Annotated in this window: 16 protein-coding genes; 6 read left to right on the top strand and 10 right to left on the bottom strand. The window is 70.3% G+C overall.

What is annotated here, in order from left to right; all coding sequences use genetic code 11:
* Positions 1–142: 142 nt before the first annotated feature.
* From OG788_RS20420 to OG788_RS20410, 3 genes are all read right to left on the bottom strand, one after another.
* Positions 143–1,360 (bottom strand): Ig-like domain-containing protein, encoded by a 1,218-nt coding sequence (locus OG788_RS20420; protein ID WP_406372564.1) that lies wholly within the window; start codon positions 1,358–1,360, stop codon positions 143–145.
* A gap of 129 nt (positions 1,361–1,489) precedes the next feature.
* Positions 1,490–2,512: a P1 family peptidase gene (locus OG788_RS20415; protein ID WP_406372563.1), complete on the bottom strand. Its 1,023-nt coding sequence runs from the start codon at positions 2,510–2,512 to the stop codon at positions 1,490–1,492.
* A 54-nt stretch (positions 2,513–2,566) separates the two neighbouring features.
* Positions 2,567–3,802, bottom strand: a complete 1,236-nt coding sequence (locus OG788_RS20410; RefSeq protein WP_406372561.1) for a low temperature requirement protein A — start codon at positions 3,800–3,802, stop codon at positions 2,567–2,569.
* A 253-nt stretch (positions 3,803–4,055) separates the two neighbouring features.
* On the opposite strand from OG788_RS20410, the gene OG788_RS20405 reads away from it, so the two are divergent.
* A complete protein-coding gene (locus OG788_RS20405; RefSeq protein ID WP_351549235.1) occupies positions 4,056–4,238 on the top strand; it encodes a hypothetical protein in 183 nt (60 codons plus the stop codon).
* Positions 4,239–4,320: 82 nt separating this feature from the next.
* Here OG788_RS20405 and mscL read toward each other — a convergent pair whose 3' ends face one another.
* From mscL to OG788_RS20375, 6 genes are all read right to left on the bottom strand, one after another.
* Positions 4,321–4,791 (bottom strand): large conductance mechanosensitive channel protein MscL, encoded by a 471-nt coding sequence (gene mscL, locus OG788_RS20400; protein ID WP_406372559.1) that lies wholly within the window; start codon positions 4,789–4,791, stop codon positions 4,321–4,323.
* Positions 4,792–4,905: 114 nt separating this feature from the next.
* A complete protein-coding gene (locus OG788_RS20395) occupies positions 4,906–5,451 on the bottom strand; it encodes a hypothetical protein (protein WP_406372557.1) in 546 nt (181 codons plus the stop codon).
* 277 nt (positions 5,452–5,728) lie between these two features.
* Entirely contained in the window at positions 5,729–6,607 is an 879-nt protein-coding gene (locus OG788_RS20390; RefSeq protein ID WP_406372555.1) for an S-methyl-5'-thioadenosine phosphorylase, read from the bottom strand.
* A 129-nt stretch (positions 6,608–6,736) separates the two neighbouring features.
* Positions 6,737–7,057, bottom strand: coding sequence for an FmdB family zinc ribbon protein (locus tag OG788_RS20385; RefSeq protein WP_351549245.1), 321 nt, complete (start codon positions 7,055–7,057; stop codon positions 6,737–6,739).
* Positions 7,058–7,125: 68 nt separating this feature from the next.
* A complete protein-coding gene (locus OG788_RS20380; RefSeq protein ID WP_406372553.1) occupies positions 7,126–8,388 on the bottom strand; it encodes an MFS transporter in 1,263 nt (420 codons plus the stop codon).
* A 251-nt stretch (positions 8,389–8,639) separates the two neighbouring features.
* A complete protein-coding gene (locus OG788_RS20375; RefSeq protein WP_406376800.1) occupies positions 8,640–10,217 on the bottom strand; it encodes a potassium/proton antiporter in 1,578 nt (525 codons plus the stop codon).
* Between the two features lie 213 nt (positions 10,218–10,430).
* On the opposite strand from OG788_RS20375, the gene OG788_RS20370 reads away from it, so the two are divergent.
* Positions 10,431–13,190, top strand: coding sequence for a penicillin acylase family protein (locus tag OG788_RS20370; RefSeq protein WP_406372551.1), 2,760 nt, complete (start codon positions 10,431–10,433; stop codon positions 13,188–13,190).
* A 97-nt stretch (positions 13,191–13,287) separates the two neighbouring features.
* On the opposite strand, the gene OG788_RS20365 is transcribed toward OG788_RS20370, so the two are convergent.
* The gene (locus OG788_RS20365) at positions 13,288–13,914 is read right to left on the bottom strand and encodes a 5-formyltetrahydrofolate cyclo-ligase (protein WP_406372549.1); all 627 of its coding nucleotides are present in this window, start codon (positions 13,912–13,914) and stop codon (positions 13,288–13,290) included.
* 81 nt (positions 13,915–13,995) lie between these two features.
* Between OG788_RS20365 and galU the strand changes: the two genes are divergently transcribed.
* The 4 genes from galU to OG788_RS20345 all read left to right on the top strand — a co-directional run bounded on the left by galU (position 13,996) and on the right by OG788_RS20345 (position 17,439).
* Positions 13,996–14,898: a UTP--glucose-1-phosphate uridylyltransferase GalU gene (galU, locus tag OG788_RS20360; RefSeq protein WP_351547720.1), complete on the top strand. Its 903-nt coding sequence runs from the start codon at positions 13,996–13,998 to the stop codon at positions 14,896–14,898.
* A gap of 5 nt (positions 14,899–14,903) precedes the next feature.
* A complete protein-coding gene (glp, locus tag OG788_RS20355; RefSeq protein WP_406372546.1) occupies positions 14,904–16,226 on the top strand; it encodes a gephyrin-like molybdotransferase Glp in 1,323 nt (440 codons plus the stop codon).
* 164 nt (positions 16,227–16,390) lie between these two features.
* Positions 16,391–16,903, top strand: a complete 513-nt coding sequence (gene moaC / locus OG788_RS20350; protein WP_351547715.1) for a cyclic pyranopterin monophosphate synthase MoaC — start codon at positions 16,391–16,393, stop codon at positions 16,901–16,903.
* Positions 16,900–17,439, top strand: coding sequence for a MogA/MoaB family molybdenum cofactor biosynthesis protein (locus OG788_RS20345; protein WP_351547712.1), 540 nt, complete (start codon positions 16,900–16,902; stop codon positions 17,437–17,439). Before moaC ends, OG788_RS20345 begins: the two co-directional genes overlap by 4 nt.
* The last annotated feature ends 16 nt before the right edge of the window (positions 17,440–17,455 follow it).

The raw sequence follows: 17,455 nt of genomic DNA, 5'->3' as shown, positions 1-17,455 counted from the left end.
TGCTGCATGTCACCTTGTGGGTGCATACCGTAGCCCCTCGGTCGGACATCATGTCCGCGAACCGAGAAAACGTACGGACGGAAAACGGGCGGGCCGCGCGGCAAGTTCCCACGCGGCCCGCCCGGGCGTCAAAAGGCCCTCGTCAGACGGCACTTCCCGCGGTCCACGCGCTCCACGACATGTTCCAGCCGTTGAGCCCGTTGTCCGGAGAGACGGTCTTGTCGGGCGAGTTCTTGACGGTCACGACGTCCCCGACGAGCGAGTTGTCGTAGAACCACTTGGCGGTCGTGTCGCCCTGCGCGCCCTGTACGTCGGCGAGGCCCACGCAGCCGTGGCTGGTGCCCTGCCGGCCGAACGGCGGATTCCCGCGGTTGTACCAGTAGTTGCCGTGGATGAACGTCCCCGAGGACGTCAGCCGCATCGCGTGCGGCACGTCGGCGATGTCGTACTCGCCGCCGAATCCGACCGTGGAGCCGTTCATCCGGGTCTGGACGAACTTCTCCGAGATCACCATCTGCCCGTTGTACGTGGTGTGTTCGGGGGTGCCCGCCGAGATCGGGACACTCTTGAGGGGCTTGCCGTCCCGCACGACCGTCATGGTCTGTGTGCCGACGTCGACCGTGGAGACCTGGGAGCGGCCGACGGTGAACGTGACCGTCTTCTTCTGGACGCCGTACACGCCGTTCGCGCCCTCGACACCGTCCAGGGCGATCTTCATCGTGACCTTGGAGCCGGACTTCCAGTACTCCTCGGGCCGGAAGTCGAGGCGCTGCGCCCCGAACCAGTGGCCCACGACCCGCTGCCCGCTGCTGGAGGTGACCGTGATGTGCGACTGCACGGCCTTCCTGTCGCCGATCGCCTTGTCGAAGGTGAACGACACCGGCATCCCGACACCGACGGTGGAGCCGTTGTCCGGCGTGTACGTGCCGATGAAGCTGTTGCTCGAGGAGACCGTGGTGAAGATCGAATTGGCCGCCGCGGTCCGACCGTCCGCGTCCTTCGCCAGGGCGGAGATCCGGTACTTCGTCCCGCGTTCCAGCTGATCCTTCGGCTTCCAGGAGTGGCCGTTCGCGGATATCGCCCCGGGCACGGCCGTCCCGCTCCCGGCCACCGTCATCTTCACGCCGGTCAGCCTGCCGTCGCTGACCTTCACCCCGGTCGCGTTGATGGACGCGCTCGTCGAGCCGTCCTTCGCCGAGATGGCGATCTTCGCCGTGGACGTCCGGCTCGCGTTCTTACCGTCCTTGCCGCCCGCGCTGTCGGCGCTGGCGTCGCCTCCGCAGGCGGTGAGGGTGAGGGCGCCGACCATCAGGGCGGCACAGGCCCCCAGTGCACGCGCTGTCCTGTCCGGCGTTGTCACGGGCTGCTCCCAGGTCTCGTCATGTGTGATCCGCTCGAGTACGTGGAGAGAGAGCGAGCGGTGACGCGACAGGTTCCCGTCGGCCCGAGCTGAGCACCATCACGTGACAGGACCGGGACAATCGCCCGACTACCGGTACAGCTCCTCGTAGGACGGCCACACCCCGCCCGGCCCGTCCACCGGCTCCGCGGCACGCACCGCGCGCACGATCGCCCGCGTCACCAGATCCGCGCCCGCCGCGAGGATCTCGTTGAGCGCGAGCGGGTTCCCGGCGGCGAGCGGCAGAGCACCCGTGGCCAGCGCGAACACCGTGTCCCCGTCGTTCAGCAGATGCACCGGCCGCACGGCACGCGCGATCCCGTCGTGCGCGGTGCCCGCGAGCTTCTGCGCCTGGGCCCGCGTCAGATCGGCGTCGGTGGCGACGACGGCGAGTGTGGTGTTCAACGGCGGCGGCGCGTTCTTCGCGGCGGCCTCCGCGAGCCTCCGCCGGGCGGCCTCGCGCACCGCGGCGGACGGATGTGCCGTACGCCCTCGCGTCAATTCCCCGTACAGCGCCCCCGTTTCCGGTTCCACCACCGACCCCGCCGCATTGGCCACCACCAGCGCGGCCACCGTGATGCCCGACTCCAGCACGGCGCTCGCCGTCCCGACCCCGCCCTTGATCTGCCCGACCACCGCCCCGGTGCCCGCGCCCACGCCTCCCTCGCCCACCGGCGCGCGCAGCGCACTCGCGTCGGCCGCCTCGACCGCGGCCCGCCCGGTGGAAGCGTCCGGCCGGGACCGGAAGTCGCCGCCGCGTCCGAGATCGAAGACACACGCGGCGGGCACGACGGGCACGACATGCGCGGGGTCGGGCCCCACGCGCACCCCGCGCCCCCGCTCCTCCAGCCACGCCATCACGCCCGACGCCGAGTCCAGCCCGTAAGCGCTGCCGCCGGTCAGCACGACCGCCTCGACCCTCTGCACGAGGTTGCGCGGATCGAGCGCGTCCGTCTCCTTGGTGCCGGGCCCGCCCCCGCGCACGTCCACCGCGGCGATCGCACCTCCTTCGGGGGCGAGCACCACCGTCGTGCCCGTGAGCCAACCGTCGCCGGTCCGCGTCGCGTGTCCCACCCGGAGACCGGCGACATCCGTCAGAGCGTCAACTGTCATGGCCCCAGTGTTCCCCGCCGCTTCCCGCGACAGGCCGCGACAGCGCCTTCCCCCTTATACGCCCCGGGCCGCGTTCCCGGCCGCTTCCCGCGAGACCATCCGCGTCGTCAGCACCACCCCGACCGCCACGGCCAGGGCCGAGACGATGCCCGAGGCGAGGACCGCCCAGTCGCCGAGGAAGGTGCACAGGATCACGAGCAGCGCGGTGGCCGGCAGCACGACCTGTTGGGCGATGCCGATCTTGAAGTAGCGGGAGTGCAGCGCCCAGACGGCGAGGAAGTACAGCGCGGTCGGCAGCGTCACCGCGGCGGACGCCGAGAGCGTCGAGATGTGGGCCTTGCCGACGGTCTGCTCCACCGCGACCTCCAGACCGGCGCCGATCGCGGCCGCCGACGCGAAGATCAGATAGTGGCCGTAGCCCCACAGGAAGGCCTGTGCGCTGGACCGCAGATGCCCGTGGATCGGCACCACGAAGTAGATCCACCAGGCGGAGAACACGATCAGCAGCCCGCCCGCGGCGATGGGCAGCAGCTCGCCCAGCGCGTCGTGCTCGTCCACGGCCGACTTCACCGCGACGGTGGCCGCTGCGATCGTCTCGCCCAGCACGATGATCGTGAACAGTCCGTACCGCTCGGAGATGTGGTGCGGATGCCAGGACGTGGTGAAGGCCTTCTCGGCGAACAACGGGACGCACAGCTCCGCGATCGCCACGACCAGGAACACCCACGGGCGGCCCGGCTCCGGCGCGACGAGCAGACCGAGCCAGCCGACCTGGCACAGCAGCACGCCGCCCGCGTACCGCAGCGCCATGGTTCTCTCGGCTCCCTCGGTGGACCGTGCCACCCGCAGCCACTGCGCGATCATCGCGAACCGCATGATCGCGTAACCGAGCCAGACGACCAGGAAGTCGTGGCTCGCGAACGCCTGCGACACCCCGGCCGCGAGCACCAGGACGCCGGCGATCTGTACCAGGGTGACGACCCGGTAGAGCACGTCGTCGTTGTCGTACGCCGACGCGAACCAGCTGAAGTTCATCCACGCCCACCAGATGGCGAAGAAGATCATCGCGTAGTCGAGGATGCCCTCGCCCGCGTGCCCCTCCGCCACGGCGTGCACCAGCTGGGCGCCCGCCTGAGCGATGGCCACCACGAAGCACAGGTCGAAGAGGAGCTCCAGCGGCGACGCGACCCGGTGCGCCTCGTCGCGGCCGCGTGCGGTCATTCTGCGCAGCGGTCGACGGCCCGCGGGCCGTGGTGTCGCGGCGGACTCCGGAGTGGATCTGGACGTCATACGGCCAAGCACAGCAGAAAAGTCCCGGAAATTCTTGTGAATGCGTTCACAAGCATGCTCGGTGCTGACATCGTGGCCGGATGCCAGGTCAGACGTGCCACGCGGCTTCGGATCGGCCGGGCCGGAGGGCCTTCGGTCCTTGATCGGGGACCCGTGCCCCTCACGCGATCGCGGTGGTCGCCCGTCCGCCGCGGTGTCGACGCGCCCGGCCGGGCCGGGGCGGGCCGCCGTCCCCGCGGCGTACCCTTGGGGCATGAGTCCCGCCCCCGCCCCCGAACCGCGTGATCCGAAGTCTGCACTGGTCTTCGACGATCCGTTGAGCCGGCCGTCCTCGGACGATACGGACCGTGGGTGGGGCGAGCGGGCCGACAGCACGGGCGACAGTGCCGCCGACCTGAAGCGCTTCCTCGACGAGAAGCCGCCCCACCACCTCTGAGCCCGGTCTCTGATCTTCCTCCACCCGCGCTCCGGGCCTCCGCTCCCTGCGGACTTCCCGGCGCCGGTCCACCGATCCGCCGTCAGTGCTCGCGGGGTCCCGGACCGCGCTGGGCGACCAGTGCGTCGCGGATCTCCTTCAGCACCTCGAGCTCCGACACCTCGATGACTTCCTGCGTGCCTTCCTTCGCCTTCTGGCGGGCCGCCTGCCGGGCCAGGAACTTGGCCATCGGCAGAACCATCAGGAAGTACACGACGGCGGCGGTGATCACGAAGCTGAGCGTGGCGCCCAGCACCGAACCCCACATGAGGCGGATGCCCTTGGCGGTCTCCCCGGTGCCCTCGCACGGGCTCTTCAGGCAGGAGCTGTAGCTGTCGAGGTTCTTCGTCCCGACGGCACCGACCAGCGGGTTGATGATGCCCTTCACCACGGAGTTGACGATGTTGGTGAAGGCCGCGCCGATGACCACGGCGACGGCCAGGTCGATGACGTTGCCGCGCATCAGAAAGGCCTTGAAGCCCTCCCAGACGCCGGGCTGCTTCTTGTCGCTCACCAGGAGGCCCCTCTGCACAAGTTGTGGAACAAACAGCTCCGCAACCTACGGCAGGGCCCGTCGGGCCTGTCCAATTGGGTAGCTCGATCGAGGGACTTGACACGGTTTCGTCACTCATCGCAGCGTCACCGCCAGCCGTGATGTGGCGGCGGCGCCCGCCAGCCGAGCGGCCGTCGCGCGGGGGACGGAGAGGACGATCAGCGCCCCGGTGCCGGTGGCGGCGACGTCCGGAATCCCGGTGACGCGCGCCCAGGTCGCGACCACCCGCGCCTCGCCGCCGCTGTCCGCCGCGACCACATCGACCCGGTCGCCGGGCCGCAACAGGCCCACCGTTGCGCCGTCGGCGATCCGGACCGGCGCCGTCACCGTCTCGACCGCCCGCTGCCCGCGTACGGGCGCGGAAGCGGTGGCGGAGGTGGACCCGGCGGGGGGCGCGGACGCCGGATGTCCTCGCGCCCGTCCGGCATCACCCGGGCCGGCCGCCACGAGCGCGGCCGCCGTGATCGCCAGACCGGCGGCGACGGCCCGCCTCCTGTGCCGCGCGAGGCGCCGCAGCCGATACCGTCCGCCGCGTACACGGACGGGAGCGAAGTGCGGCACCTCGCAGGTCGGAGGCGCGTCCGCGCCGGGCGGGCGGACGAGGGGAGAGAGCTGTGCCATGGGAACCACCACCTGCGACGAGGGATCGGCTTGCGCATCCCACGATGAGGTGTCGCGGCGAAGCCCGCCGGGGCCCGTGGATCACCGACGGTTTGTGGACAACTCCCTCACCCGAACGGGAGGTTCCGCCCGCGTTCCGGCCCGGGGAACTCCGCCGCCGCGACCGTGAGGGCCCCTGTGACCGTGAGAGCCACGGTCGACGTGAGGGCCGACGTGACCGTGAGAGCCACGGTCGACGTGAGGGCCAGGGCGACGGCGAAGGCCACCCCGGCCGCCGTCACGGCAGGTCGAACCCCGGGTCCATGCCGCCCAGCGCCGTCGTGCACAGGCAGTCCCGCGTTCCGTTCGCCGGCAGCCCCGCGACCGCGTCGAAGAGCACACCCCGCAACCGGTCCACATTCGCCGCGAACACCTTCAGCACGTCGTCGTGCGAGACGCCCTCGCCGGTCCCGGCGCCCGCGTCGAGATCGGTGACCAGCGTCAACGACGTGTAGCAGAGCTCCAGTTCACGGGCGAGCGCGGCCTCGGGGTGCCCGGTCATCCCGACCACCGACCAGCCCTGTGCCTGGTGCCAGAGCGATTCGGCCCGGGTGGAGAACCGCGGACCTTCTATGACCACGAGCGTGCCGCCGTCCACGGGCTCCCAGTCGCGTCCGCGCGCCGCCTCCAGGGCGGTCCTGCGCCCGACGGGGCAGTACGGGTCGGCCAGCGACACGTGCACCACGTTCGGCACCGTGCCGTCGGGCAGCGGCAGCCCGTCGAAGTAGGACTGGGGCCGCGACTTCGTACGGTCCACGAACTGGTCCGGCACGAGCAGGGTTCCGGGCCCGTACTCCGGACGCAGACCGCCGACGGCGCAGGGGCCGAGGATCTGGCGGGCGCCGACGGAGCGCAGCGCCCACAGGTTGGCGCGGTAGTTGATGCGGTGCGGCGGCAGATGGTGGCCGCGGCCGTGGCGGGGGAGGAAGGCGACCCGTCTGCCGGCGATCTTGCCGAGGAACAGCGAGTCGCTGGGCGGTCCGTAAGGGGTGTCCACCTGTAGCTCGGTCACGTCGTCGAGGAAGGAGTAGAAGCCCGAGCCGCCGATGACACCGATCTCGGCCAGGGCCGTCGACTGCTCCCCGGCCGGGGTCTGTGGATTCTCCGTGTTCGCCATGGACGGCACCCTAGCCGGGACGGGAGAACGCCGAAGACCCCGTCGTCCTACGACGACGGGGTCCCGTGCGAACGAGCCTGGTGAGGCCTCTCGGCGCCGGGGCGGGAGCCTCGGCGGACCAGGGAGACCTTAAGCGGCGGAGCTTCCGGCAGAGCCGGTGCCCGACGACTTCGAGTCCGAGGACGACGACGCGGAGGTCGACGACGAGGACTTCGAGTCCGACGAGGACGTGGCCGTGGACGGCTTCGACGCCGGCGAGCTGCTCGACGAGGAGCCGCGGCTGTCGTTGCGGTAGAAGCCGGAGCCCTTGAAGACAATGCCGACGGCCGAGAACACCTTCTTCAGGCGGCCGTTGCAGTCGGGGCACACGGTCAGGGCGTCATCGGTGAACTTCTGCACCGCCTCGAGGCCCTCGCCGCACTCGGTGCACTGGTACTGGTAGGTCGGCACTTGTCTTCCTCCTGGCACTCTCACTCAGTGAGTGCTAACGACGGTCCATACTGACGTATTCCGCGAGATCAGTCCACTGTCACCGGCACTCGGTGACCGACGCCACGTGCGACCGTCCTGCTCGGGGCCTGTGTGGTGAGGCGTGAACGCAGTGCCACCAGGGTCGCCAGGGCCAGTGCCGTACCGGCCATCGGCACCAGGAATCCGGCGCCGTCCCAGAGCCGGTCCTCCAGCTGTCCGGCGACGGTGACGGCCGCCGCCTGGCCGAGCGCGACGGCGCCGGTGAGCCAGGTGAAGGCCTCGGTGCGGGCGCCCTGCGGAACCAGGCTCTCGACCAGGGTGTAGCCGGTGATCAGGGTCGGGGCGATACACATACCGACGACAAGACCGAGGCCGGCGAGCACGATCCCCGAGTCGGCGGCCCACAGCCCGGAGGCCGCCAGCGCGAGGGCGGCGTACCCGAGGACGAGCCGTCGCTGCGGGGCCACCTTCCAGGCGATGGCGCCGCAGACGATGCCGGAGAGCATGTTGCCCGCGGCGAAGACGCCGTACAGGACACCGTTCAGGCCGGGCTCGCCGATCGACTCGCTGTACGCGGCCAGGGAGACCTGCATGCCGCCGAAGACGGCGCCGATGCCCAGGAAGGTCACGATCAGGACGCGCACCCCGGGGATCCGCAGAGCGGAACCGTGGTCCACGCGCGCGTGACGGTCGACGGCGACCGAGGGCTGCGTGCTCTTCTGCGCGGCGAACAGCAGACCGCCGACCAGGGTCAGCGAGGCCTCGGTCAGCAGGCCCGCGGCAGGGTCGACGGCCGTGCACAGCGCGGTGGCGAGCAGCGGGCCGAACACGAAGGTCAGCTCGTCCGTGACGGACTCGAAGGCCGCCGCGGTCGTCATCAGGGGCGAGCCCTGAAGCTTCACGCCCCAGCGGGCACGCACCATGGGGCCGATCTGCGGCACCGAGGCGCCGGTCGGCACGGCGGCGACGAAAAGGACCCACAAGGGAGCGCCCGCGAGCGCGAGCGCGGTCAAGGAGAAGCCGGACACGGCGTGCACGAGGACGCCGGGCAGCAGGACGGCCCGCTGTCCGTGCCGGTCGGCCAGCCGTCCGGTGAAGGGTGCGAACAGTGCCATGGAGACACCGGTGGCGGCGGCGACCGCGCCGGCCGCGCCGTACGAGCCGGTGGTGTGCTGCACGAGCAGCACGATGGAGATCGTCAGCATGGCGAACGGCTGACGTGCGGCGAAGCCGGGGAGCAGGAACGTCCAGGCGCCGCGGGTGCGCAGCAGCTGTCCGTATCCAGGACGGGAGGTGACCGTGGATGCCACGGCCCGTGCCTTTCTGCCGCCTGGTAGCGCGCCCGTGCGGGGGGCGCCGAGAGCTGTCCTCTTGCGCGGATCTGCGGTAGATACCGGCGTCTCCTGCGGGAGGACGTCACGGCCGCCATACGGTCGCGCCAGCTCTGCGTCAGGCAGAGTTGGTTCGATCAAGGTGTGCCTTCATCGTACAGGGGAGAACGAGGCCACGCCTGTGAAACCGAGCACCACGGGAGCGCCGGCCTGTGAATGCCCGCCGCGCCTCAATGCCCCGTCTGGTGTCTCGTTCGATGGTGTTCCGTTCCGCCGTCCTCGGTGCCGAGCCAGCCGGCGAGCTTGCCGCCCTGGCCCACCGCGCGCAGCCGCTTCTCGGCCGCGTCCCGGACCGGGTCGGTGGCCACCACCAGTAGCTCGTCGCCGAGCCGCAGCACCGTCGTGGGCGCCGGCACGAAGGACTCCGCGTCGCGGACGACGAGGGTGACCGCCGCGCCCGGCGGCAGCCGCAGCTCGCCCACCTCGACGCCGTGCATCCGCGAACCCTTGGGGATCGCGACGGACAGCAGATGGCCGCGCAGTCGCTCCAGGGGCGCCGATTCGATGCCCAGGTCGGCGGCCCCGGGGGACTGCCCGAGGCGGAGCTTGCGGGCCAGCCAGGGCAGTGTCGGGCCCTGGACCAGGGTGTAGACGACGACCAGGACGAAGACGATGTTGAAGATCCGCCGGCTCTCCGCGATGCCGCTCACCATCGGGATCGTCGCCAGGATGATGGGGACGGCGCCGCGCAGCCCCGCCCAGGACAGCAGCGCCTGCTCCTGCCACGGGATGCGGAACGGCAGCAGGCTGACGACCACGCTGAGCGGTCGCGCCACCATCGTCAGCACCAGGCCTATGACGAGTGCGGGCCAGATGTCGTCGGCCATCTCGTGCGGCGTGACCAGCAGGCCGAGCAGCACGAACATGCCGATCTGGGCGATCCAGCCGAGCCCCTCGGCGAAGCCGCGCGTGGCGGGCCAGTGGGGCAGCTTCGCGTTGCCGAGCAGCATGGAGGCGAGGTAGACGGCGAGGAAGCCGCTGCCGTGGGCGAGCGCGCCGGCGGCGTAGGCGACGACCGCGATCGCCATCACGGCGATCGGGTAGAGGCCGGAGGCCGGCAGTGCCACGTGCCGCAGTCCGTACGCGCCCAGCCAGCCGACCGCGATACCGATGGCGGCGCCGATGGCCAGTTCCAGCGCTATCTCGCCGAGCAGCGCGTACCAGTGCTCCACCGGTCCGGCGGTGGAGAACGCGACGACGAGGATGACCACGGGGGCGTCGTTGAAGCCGGACTCGGCCTCGAGGATGCCCGTCACGCGCGCGGGGAGGGGGATTTTGCGCAGGACCGAGAAGACCGCCGCGGCGTCGGTCGAGGACACCACCGCCCCGATGATGAGGGCCTGCCGCCACTCGAGGCCGATCAGGTAGTGCGCTGCCGAGGCCGTGACGCCGACGCTCACCGCGATGCCCACCAATGCCAGCGAGGTCGCCGCCGGCAGGGCCGGCTTGATCTCCTTCCACTTCGTGCCCAGTCCGCCCTCGGCCAGGATCACGACCAGGGCCGCGTACCCGATGACCTGGGTCAGCTCGGCGTTGTTGAAGTGGACGTTGCCGACTCCGTCCTGGCCCATGGCGACGCCGATCCCCAGGTAGACGAGCAGCGTGGGAAGCCCGCTGCGTGAGGAGATCCGGACGGCCGCCACCGCGATGAGCAGGACGAGCGAGCACACGAGCAGGAGCTGGTTGAGGTGGTGGACAGTCAGGGGCTGTTCCTTTCTCGCCGATCCGGCTCCGCCGCGGGGCGGCAGCCGGCTCTGAGCACCGGAAGCCGGGCACTTCAGTGCAAGTACTTCGTTACCTTACCTAACTCTTGACGCTTTCTTGACGTTCCCGAAGGCAAGATCGAACAGTCGTGCTTCCCGGTTTCCTACTCCGCGTCAAGGCGCGGTTGGCCCTGCGCCTATGGTTGCCCCAGCACTCCAGGACCGCCTGCCGCTCGCGTTAGGACAGCAAGGACAGCGATGCCCCCCAACACCACCGCCTCTTCCGGCCAACAGCCCGGCAAGTCCGGCAGGAAGAAGGGGCGCAAAGCCCGACTGTTCTTGATTGTCCTGGTTCTCGCCATCATCGGAGGCATCGCCTTCGGCGCGTACTGGAGCATCAGCACTGTGCGCGCCTCCTTCCCGCAGACCAAGGGCTCCATCCAGCTCGACGGCCTGTCCGGGCCCGTGGACGTGAAGCGCGACGGCAACGGGATCCCGCAGATCTACGCCTCGTCCGACGAGGACCTGTTCATGGCCCAGGGCTTCGTCCAGGCGCAGGACCGGTTCTACGAGATGGACGTGCGCCGTCACATGACCTCGGGCCGGCTGTCCGAGATGTTCGGACAGGGCCAGGTCGAGAACGACGAGTTCCTGCGCACGCTGGGCTGGGACCGGATCGCGAAGAAGGAGTACGACACCAAGCTGTCGGCCTCCACGAAGAAGTACCTCCAGGCGTACGCCAAGGGAGTCAACGCCTACCTGAACGGCAAGGACGGCGAGGACATCTCCCTGGAGTACGCCGCTCTGGGCTTCACCAACGACTACAAGCCCACGGAGTGGACCCCGGTCGACTCGGTGGCCTGGCTCAAGGCGATGGCCTGGGACCTGCGCGGCAACATGCAGGAGGAGATCGACCGCTCGCTGATGACGAGCCGGCTCGGCCCGAAGCAGATCGCCGACCTGTACCCGGAGTACCCGTACAGCCGGAACAAGACGATCGTCCAGACGGGCTCGTACGACAGCGTCACCGGGACGTACAGCCAGACCGGCACCACCTCGGCGGGCACGGGCCTCACGGGCGGCACCGAGGCGCCCGCCGGGTTCCAGAGCCAGCTCTCGGGGCTCTACGACGTCCTCGACGACCTGCCCACCGCGGTCGGCGTGAACGGCAACGGCATCGGCTCCAACTCCTGGGTCGTCGCGGGAAGCCACACGATCACCGGCAAACCGCTGCTGGCCAACGACCCGCACCTGTCGGCGTCCCTGCCCTCGGTCTGGTACCAGATGGGCCTGCACTGCACCAGCGTCTCCGCCAAGTGCCAGTACGACGTCTCCGGCTACACCTTCGCGGGCATGCCCGGTGTGGTCATCGGCCACAACCAGGACATCGCCTGGGGCATGACGAACTCCGGGGTCGACGTCACCGACCTCTACCTGGAGAAGATCACCGGCCAGGGCTACGAGTACGACGGCAAGGTGCTCCCCTTCACGATCCGCAAGGAAACGATCAAGGTCGCGGGCAGCACCGCCAAGACCATCGTCGTCCGGGAGACCGAGGACGGGATGCCGCTGCTCTCCGACCGTGACGACGAACTGGTCAAGGTCGGCAAGAAGGCCGCCGTCGACGCCGGGGCGCCCGACCGCGGCGACGGCTACGCGATAGCGCTGCGCTGGACCGCGCTGGACCCGGGCAAGTCCATGGACGCCGTCTTCGAGATGGACAAGGCGTCGAACTGGACCGAGTTCCGCAAGGCTGCCGCGTCCTTCGAGGTGCCGTCCCAGAACCTGGTCTACGCCGACGGCGCCGGCGCCGACGGCAACATCGGCTACCAGCTGCCCGGCAAGATCCCCACGCGCGCCAAGGGCAACGACGGCTCGCTCCCCTCGCCCGGCTGGGACTCCAAGTACCGCTGGACGGGCTACATCAAGCAGTCCGCCCTGCCCTACGAGTACAACCCCAAGCGCGGGTACATCGTGACCGCCAACCAGGCGGTCGTGGACCCGGACAAGTACCCCTACACCCTCACAACGGACTGGGGTTACGGCACTCGCAGCCAGCGCATCAACGACCTGATCGAGTCGAAGATCAACGGCGTCGGCAAGATCTCGACCGACGACATGCGGCAGATGCAGCTCGACAACAGCAGCGAGATCGCCAAGCTGATCGTGCCCAAGCTGCTCAAGATCGACGTGCCCGACAAGGACGTCCGCCAGGCGCAGAAGTTGCTGGAGGGCTGGGACTACACCCAGGACGCCGACTCGGCGGCCGCCGCCTACTTCAACGCCACCTGGCGCAACATCCTCAAGCTCGCCTTCGGCAACAAGCTGCCCAAGGAGCTGCGGGTCAAGGGCCAGTGCCTGTGGGTCGACCGGATCGACACCACCGGTCCCGCGGACGAGGACCAGTCGGTGCGCGAGTGCGGCCAGCGGGACGCGGACCAGGCGCAGCCGGACGGCGGCGACCGCTGGTTCGAGGTCGTCCGCAAGATCATCGACGACGAGAACAACGACTGGTGGAAGTCGCCCAAGACGCGCAAGACGCTCACCGACAATCCGATCGACACCCGGGACGAGCTGTTCGGCCAGGCCATGACGGACGCCCGCTGGGAGCTGACCGCCAAGCTCGGCAAGGACATCGACACCTGGAGCTGGGGCCGGCTGCACCGCCTGTTCCTGAAGAACCAGACCCTCGGTACCGAAGGCCCCCGCTTCATCCAGTACATGCTCAACCGCGGCCCCTGGAAGCTCAGCGGCGGCGAGGCGACGGTCAACGCGACCGGCTGGAACGCGGCGGGCGGGTACGGGGTGGTCTGGGTCCCGTCGATGCGGATGGTCGTCAACCTCGGGGACCTCGACAAGTCCAAGTGGATCAACCTGTCGGGTGCCTCCGGGCACGCCTACAGCGCCCACTACACGGACCAGACGGACCTGTGGGCCAAGGGTGAACTCCTGCCCTGGGCCTTCTCGGACAAGGCCGTCGACAAGAACACGAGCGACACCCTGGTCCTGAAGCCGTGACACTCCGGCGGGCGTCGGGATCGTGACGCCCTGAAGCGGTGCCTGACGAAAGTGGCCCTCCACGCGTGCGTGGGGGGCCACTTCGCGTCCGCCGCCCTCAGCGGAAGCGGCGCACCCCGGACGGCGTCACCACCGCGTGGACGGGACGGTCGTGCGCCTCCGCCGGTACCCGCCCGACGACTTCGGTGTCGTACAGGAGCACCACCAGCGCGGGATCGGCGCCCGAGCGCTCCAGGCGGGCCAGTACGCGGTCGTACGAGCCTCCGCCGCGCCCCAGCCGCATGCCGCGCGCGTCGACGGCGAGACCGGGCAGCAGAACGGCGTTCGCGTCCTGGACGGCCTCCGGCCCCAACCGCTCGCCCGCGGGCTCCAGGAGGGCCATTTTCCCGCCGTGCCGGACGCGTTCGAGGGAGTCCGCTCCGGAGTAGGTCCCCCAGTCCAGATCGTTGTCCGCCATCAGGACCGGCAGGAGCACGCGCACGCCGCGCGCGTGGAGCGCGTCCAGGAGCGCGAGGGTGCCCGGCTCACTCCCCACGGAGACGTAGGCCGCCACCGTGCCTGCGTGCGCCAGTTCGGGCAGCTCCAGGGCGCTGGCGGCGAGCGAAGCGGCGGATTCCCGCACGTCATCGGCCGTCAACCCGTTTCTCACCGAGAGGATTCCTCGCCGCAACAATCGTTTGTCAGGCTCTGGTTGACGTCCGGCGTGGCTCACAGGTGACTCCATGGTTTTCCTAATGGGCTCATATGAGAGCGAATTAACCGGAGCCACAGATTCAGCACATAGCCACCGGTTAAGGTTGCGGGCATGACTGAGTCACACCCCAGGATCAGTAAGGCTGTCATTCCCGCGGCAGGCCTCGGCACCCGGTTCCTGCCGGCCACCAAGGCCACTCCCAAGGAGATGCTGCCGGTCGTCGACAAGCCGGCGATCCAGTACGTGGTCGAAGAGGCCGTGTCGGCGGGTCTTGACGACGTCCTGATGATCACGGGGCGCAACAAGCGCCCCCTCGAAGACCACTTCGACCGCAACTACGAGCTCGAATCGGCGCTCCAGAAGAAGGGCGACGCCAGCCGGCTCGCCAAGGTCCAGGAGTCCAGCGACCTCGCGACCATGCACTATGTGCGCCAGGGCGACCCCAAGGGCCTCGGGCACGCCGTCCTGTGCGCGGCCCCGCATGTCGGCCGCGAACCCTTCGCCGTCCTTCTCGGTGACGACCTGATCGACCCCCGAGACCCCCTGCTGGCCCGCATGGTCGAGGTCCAGGAGCGGCACGGCGGCAGCGTCATCGCGCTCATGGAAGTCGCGCCCGAGCAGATCCACCTGTACGGATGCGCCGCCGTGGAGGCCACCGGCGAGGGCGACCTGGTCAAGGTGACCGGTCTGGTCGAGAAGCCGGACGTGGCGGACGCCCCCAGCAACTACGCGGTCATCGGGCGCTACGTCCTCGACCCGCACATCTTCGACATACTGCGCAAGACCGAGCCGGGCCGGGGCGGAGAGATCCAGCTCACCGACGCGCTCCAGCAGCTCGCCTCGGACGAGAAGGTCGGCGGACCGGTGCACGGCGTCGTCTTCAAGGGCCGGCGCTATGACACCGGGGACCGTGGCGACTACCTGCGTGCCATTGTCAGACTCGCATGCGAACGTGAAGACCTGGGCCCGGACTTCCGGACCTGGCTTCGCAGTTACGTAGCCGAGGAGATGTAGGGACTTTGAGCAGCGCCGCGACCCGCACCACCGGCCAGGATCACCTCTGGTCGGTGGACGACCACCTGGAGGACATCCTCACCACCGTCCGCCCCCTCGAACCCATCGAGCTGCAACTCCTCGACGCCCAGGGCTGCGTCCTGGTCGAGGACGTCACGGTGCCGGTCTCCCTGCCGCCGTTCGACAACAGCTCGATGGACGGGTACGCGGTCCGGGTCGCGGATGTGGCGGGCGCGAGCGAGGAGTATCCGGCGGTCCTGACGGTCGTCGGTGATGTCGCGGCCGGCCAGGCCGAGCAGCCCTACGTGGGCCCCGGCCAGGCCGCCCGCATCATGACCGGAGCCCCGCTGCCTCCCGGCGCCGAAGCCGTCGTCCCCGTCGAGTGGACGGACGGAGGCCTCGGTGAGGGCCCGGTCTCCGGGATGCGCGCGCACAGCGCGTCGCCCGAGGGGTCCTTCGGGCAGGTGCACGTCCACCGCCCGGCCGAGGCACGCGCGCACGTCCGCGCCACGGGCAGCGACGTGAAGGCGGGCGACCGCGCCCTCGAAGCGGGCACGGTCCTCGGCCCGCCGCAGATCGGCCTGCTCGCCGCGATCGGCCGCGGCACCGTGCGGGTGCGCCCGCGCCCCCGCGTGGTCGTCCTCTCCACCGGCAGCGAACTCGTCCAGCCCGACGAGCAGTTGGGCACCGGCCAGATCTACGACTCCAACAGTTTCGCCCTGTGCGCGGCCGCCCGTGACGCGGGAGCCATCGCCTACCGGGTGGGCGCGGTCGCGGACGACGCCGAGACGCTGCGCTCGACCATCGAGGACCAGCTCGTCCGCGCGGACCTGCTGGTCACGACCGGCGGAGTGAGCGTCGGCGCCTACGACGTCGTCAAGGAGGCCCTGTCGTCGGTCGCCGACGAGGACGAGGCGGGCAGCGGCATCGACTTCCGCAAGCTCGCCATGCAGCCCGGCAAGCCCCAGGGCTTCGGCTCCATCGGCCCCGACCACACGCCGCTGCTCGCGCTCCCCGGCAACCCCGTCTCGTCGTACGTCTCCTTCGAACTCTTCGTCCGCCCCGCGATCCGCACGCTGATGGGGCTGAAGGACGTTCACCGGCCCACGACGAGGGCCACCCTCTCCACGGACAAGGCGCTGACCTCGCCCGAAGGGCGTCGCCAGTTCCTGCGGGGGACGTACGCGGACGGTGCCGTGACACCGGTCGGCGGCGCCGGATCCCACCTGGTCGCGGCCCTCGCGCACGCCGACGCGCTGATCGTCGTCCCCGAGGACGACACCTCGGTCGAGCCCGGCGCCGAGGTCGAGGTGGTCCTGCTCGGCTGAGCGGCCGGGCGGGGAGGGCGCCCGCCGCCGCGGGCCCGGGGCGCGGGAGGGGCGCACAGCTCCTCGCTGGGGGCGTAGCGGTGGACGGGCGGGCGGTAACGTGTCGCGCACACCAGGCCCACGCGCCGCACCGCGACGGGCCCTGACCGGGAGCGCCCACGCACATGACTGTTCCGTCCCGGGGGGAGACCTCCGGACCCTCTGTGCAGGACCGACTGACGCACATCGACGAGGCGGGTGCCGCCCGCATGGTCGACGTGTCCGGGAAGGACGTGACCGCCCGTACCGCGCGCGCGAGCGGCCGTGTCCTGGTCTCGCCGCGCGTCGTCGAGCTGCTGCGCGGCGAGGGAGTTCCCAAGGGCGACGCCCTCGCCACCGCGCGCATCGCGGGGATCATGGGAGCCAAGCGCACGCCGGACCTGATCCCGCTGTGCCACCCGTTGTCGGTGTCGGGTGTCAGGATTGATCTGTCGGTCGCGGACGACGCCGTCGAGATCCTGGCCACCGTGAAGACGACCGACCGCACGGGCGTCGAGATGGAGGCCCTCACCGCGGTCAGCGTCGCGGCCCTCACCGTGATCGACATGGTCAAGGCCGTCGACAAGGGGGCGGTCATCACGGACGTACGGGTGGAAGAGAAGACGGGCGGAAAGTCGGGCGACTGGAGCCGGGCATGAGCGGCGACACCTTCATCGGCGGGGCCCTCACGGCGCCCTACAGCGCCCTGGTGGTCACCGCCTCCAACCGTGCCGCGGCCGGCGTCTACGAGGACAAGGGCGGTCCGCTGATCGCCAAGGGTCTCGCGACGTTCGGCTTCGCGGTCGACGGGCCCCTCGTCGTCCCGGACGGAGACCCCGTGGAGGCGGCGTTGCGCGCCGGTGTCGAGGCGGGGTACGACGTCGTCGTGACCACCGGCGGCACGGGGATCTCGCCCACCGACCGCACCCCCGAAGCGACCCTGCGGGTACTCGACCACGAGGTCCCGGGGATTCCGGAGGCCATCAGGGCGTTCGGCAGGGACAAGGTGCCCACGGCGGCGCTCTCGCGCGGGCTCGCGGGCGTCGCCGGAGGGACACTGATCGTGAACCTGCCGGGTTCCACCGGCGGGGTGAAGGACGGCCTGGCCGTTCTGGAACCCCTCCTGATCCACGCCGTCGACCAGATCCGCGGCGGCGACCACCCCAGACCCGTCGGCAGTGGGGGTGCGAGCTGAACAGCCCATCCTGGCC

This window comes from Streptomyces sp. NBC_00647, assembly GCF_045207245.1.
In the GTDB taxonomy this organism is placed as follows: domain Bacteria; phylum Actinomycetota; class Actinomycetes; order Streptomycetales; family Streptomycetaceae; genus Streptomyces.
Note: the sequence above shows the minus strand (reverse complement) of the source record. Positions and strands in the feature narration are given on the sequence as shown.